The sequence below is a fragment of the Robertmurraya massiliosenegalensis JC6 genome (genome assembly GCF_000311725.1).
GTDB lineage: Bacteria > Bacillota > Bacilli > Bacillales > Cytobacillaceae > Robertmurraya > Robertmurraya massiliosenegalensis.
Map to the genome: position 1 here is coordinate 160,576 of NZ_HE978518.1, position 3,669 is coordinate 164,244.

Genomic DNA, 3,669 nt, shown 5'->3' on the forward strand with positions numbered 1-3,669 from the left:
GGGCTTACAGTTATTTTCATAATTATCCGGAATAGAAATCTAATTTCTTCATCCAAATAAAGGATTATTCATAATTAATCGGAAAAAATTTTGTTCGAATTTGTTAATTTAACTTCCATTCTCTCCATACTTCTCATATAGTAAATCCCAGAACATTGAAGGTTCTTTATCTTTAGTAAATGAACGGCCATATCGTTTGGAATATATAGTAATTCTTTTTGAACGTAATAAATAACATATTCTTTTAGCTCTTGAAATACAAACAAAAAACACTCTATGTTCTTCTGCTAATTTCTCTGTATTATTTACACTTAAATAATATGGAAAGTTACCCTCCTCCATTCCAAGCAAAATAACCACCTCAAATTCCAAACCTTTTGAGCTATGCCTTGTTGAAATTGTTACCTGGTTATGGGGTTTCCCAATTGAGCCAAACTTTTGAACCGTAGTCCCCTCTAATGCCCCCTTAACTATTGTTTTTACCAACTCTCTAATATTATCCAGTTCATCAGGATATACAGTTGAGGTCTCTAGTATTGGAATAATATTTAATCGTTTAAGTACATACTTTATCCATTTTAATAAGTTGTTAGTATATACTTTACTTCCATTTAAAACTTCAAATAACATTCTTCTTTCTTTCAGTATATCTTTAGGCAACCGCTTTTCTTTGTCATGTTTTCTAGTAAAATCTATCCAAAATTCAAATAGAGTGGTAAAGGATTGAGACTCCTTATCGTTCACCCATTTTGCACTGTCTTCCAACCAAATGATAAAATCTGTTCTCTTGTAATCATGCTTGGAAATATAGTATGGAATGGATTCAGCCTCCATTAGTCCTGCCAACTGTTTTGCTTGCTTATTACCACTAACTAAAACACAAATTTCACTTAGTGGTATGTCATTTTCTAAACATCTTGGAATAATATGATTAATAACATGCTCATATTGCTGCTCTATATCTTGTTCACATGTAACAAAGTTAAATTCGGCTTTTTCCTCTTCTCTTGTCCCTGCTTTGTATGAACGCTTCTTGTGACCTAATGCCAAAATTGAAGCATCAATTATATCTTGATTGCTTCTATAATTAGTGGTTAGTTCTATTACTTTAATATTGGGATTTTCTTTTAATTCCAATAGGTATTGAGGTATGGCACCATTGAAACCATAAATAGATTGATCAGGATCACCGACAGCGAATATTTTTATTTTAGTCAAACTAAAAAGAGAGAGAATCATTTCATGTAAAGGTTTACCTAAATCCTGATATTCATCAATTAATATCCATGGAAACTTTGCTGCTAAACATTTTCTTACATAGGGCTTAGTCTGTATAAGCAAAGTAGCGTACTTTACAATACCTACGAAGTCCACTTTATCCATTTTTACTAATCGTTTTTCATATTCCAAAGCTACCCTCAATGCTATATCATAAGTTTCGACATGAACAATGCTTATCCCAGATATATTTAGTGCTCTTTCTTTGTCCATATCGTCAATACTTAAATTTGCATCCCCTAATTCAAGGTCTTCAACAATGTTTTCAAATAATTCTATTCGTTCTTTTTCGGAAATTATTTTCAACGGTAAAGAAATATCTAAATCGTACAGCGCTGCATATGGTGCAATTACTTCAGCTATACAAAATGAATGAACTGTACCTAAAAATACATTCTGTCTTTTTTTATAGCCCAGATCATTTAATCTCTCAGTAAATTCTTTTACAGCTTCTTTACTGTATGTGATACACGCTAACCCTCTTGGTTGTTTTATTTGATTTCTAAGTAAATCCAAAATTTTAAGGGTTAATACCGTTGTTTTCCCACTCCCTGGACCAGCAATGATTACCGTACTTGTATTAGAGCTAAATGCTTCAAACTGCTTTTCATCTTTTTTTATTTGATTAAATTTCTCAAAAAAAAGATCCATTTTTATCCCTCATCTACTTTGTTGTAGATATCTATTATTGCATCTTTGATGTAATCAGGGATATGGTCAATCGTACATAAACCCGATAATCGCTGGGCAAATCGCCCTTTTCCAATCCCATTATTACTACTTTCAATTTTCCTTAAACAACTCCAATAATCCCCATTACCAAGTTCTTGCTTAAAATTTTTCTTTTGTTGTGTGCCACCAGATGTTAACTCTTCAAATACACTACAAATTATTTCTTGGGCAGCTTTTTTCTTTTTACAATTATCAAAGATATCGACTTCCATTGTATAATTACCAATATAAAAACCATATTCATTAAAAAGGCAATCTTGATCTGACAAATCTTCAGGAATGTCGTTAGAATCTAACTTTTTTAATTCAACTAACAAGTTTCCGATTAATTCCAAACCTAAGTAACCATAGCTATCATTTGACTCTGACTCATTAACCATTGTATGATATTTTCTTTCACCGGACTCTTCATCAATTATTAAATAATAATCACCGTCTGTAATTACAACATAAGGTATTCCTAAGAAATCTAAAAACTTCACATAAGGTTTAAAATTAGTTGAGTTTACGTTACATGTTACAATTCCCTTAATATCTAATGGTCTACTTAATAGTTCAGCAAAACTAGGAATCATGTACTCTTCTGCTATACCTTCCACTAGTATTATTCCTTTACCGAAGTATATTTCACCTCTTTTTACATCAATAAATCTTTCTAAATCTCTTTTTTCACCATTTGAAAGTTCAAGACTAGCAGTTGTGTGTACTTTAGTTCCATTTACACTCCCCCGCAAGTGAACGATTGATTCAAGTGGAGCAACTGAGGTAATATATGGTGAATGGGTTGTCATTAACACTGATGTATTACTTTTCATAACATCCTTGTAAATAATTCGCTGTAAAGTTGGATGCAAATGCGCTTCTGGTTCTTCTATAGCTAAAATTGTAAAACCTTCTGCTACTGGATTAAATTCTTCCATAAATGTATATAACTTCGTTAATTCTTCTTCCAATAAGCCATATTTAATATTATAATTCCCATTTTTATCCTTAAAATAAGCTTTTGACATTACATGCTCTTCATCGTTTTCTAGTAGTTTTTCGTATTTGTCTTTTCTGAGAAAAGTCGGAATTGTCTTATCTTCTAAGGAAAGAAGTATCAGAGAGATATATAATATATTATTTAACCCAAGGCTTGTCTCACTAGTTGGCCTTTGCTTCTTATCCCCTAACATAAGTTTTAAGGTATTCAATATTCTGTTTGGATCGATATCAACGGTTTCAAGAGCAACAGGTGTATCAGGTTGTACACCTAATACCTTTGAAAATCTAATATTAATATTTCTTTCTAAATCCTCGATCTCTCCGATTGATAATACCTCATTACTCATTTCTTTTAACCTTATTGCTATACTTTCTAATTCACTCTTATCGATTTGATATTGTCTTAGTAGTTGATTTACTGGTGAACGTCGTGTGTTTTTCATTTCACTTTCTACATCCCGAATAGCATTTATTACTTTTATATTTAAATATTTTCTATGGGTATGTGTGAATTCTATATCTTTGTTTGTCCCTTGAAAAATCGTATATTGGTATTCATTTGTTCCATCTGCCTTTGGGATTGGATAATATAGATATGTCAACCTTAAGGTTGGTGGTTCGTCAGAAACTGTTGCATCGCTCAATACAGATAGAATATTTTGATTATGTTCAAAA

The 3,669-nt window shown here is 31.6% G+C and carries 2 protein-coding genes; both read right to left on the bottom strand.

Going from position 1 to position 3,669, the window contains the following annotated elements:
- Positions 1-108: 108 nt before the first annotated feature.
- Entirely contained in the window at positions 109-1,929 is a 1,821-nt protein-coding gene (locus BMSHG_RS23020) for an ATP-dependent helicase (protein ID WP_019156817.1), read from the bottom strand.
- Positions 1,930-1,931: 2 nt separating this feature from the next.
- Positions 1,932-3,669, bottom strand: a 1,738-nt coding sequence (locus BMSHG_RS23025) for an ATP-dependent nuclease (RefSeq protein ID WP_019156818.1), incomplete at its 5' end; no start/stop codon positions are given.

Bases quoted from the DNA above. Each gene is read 5' to 3' on its own strand.
- BMSHG_RS23020 (WP_019156817.1), bottom strand. From the start codon at position 1,929: ATGGATCTTTTTTTTGAGAAATTTAATCAAATAAAAAAAGATGAAAAG.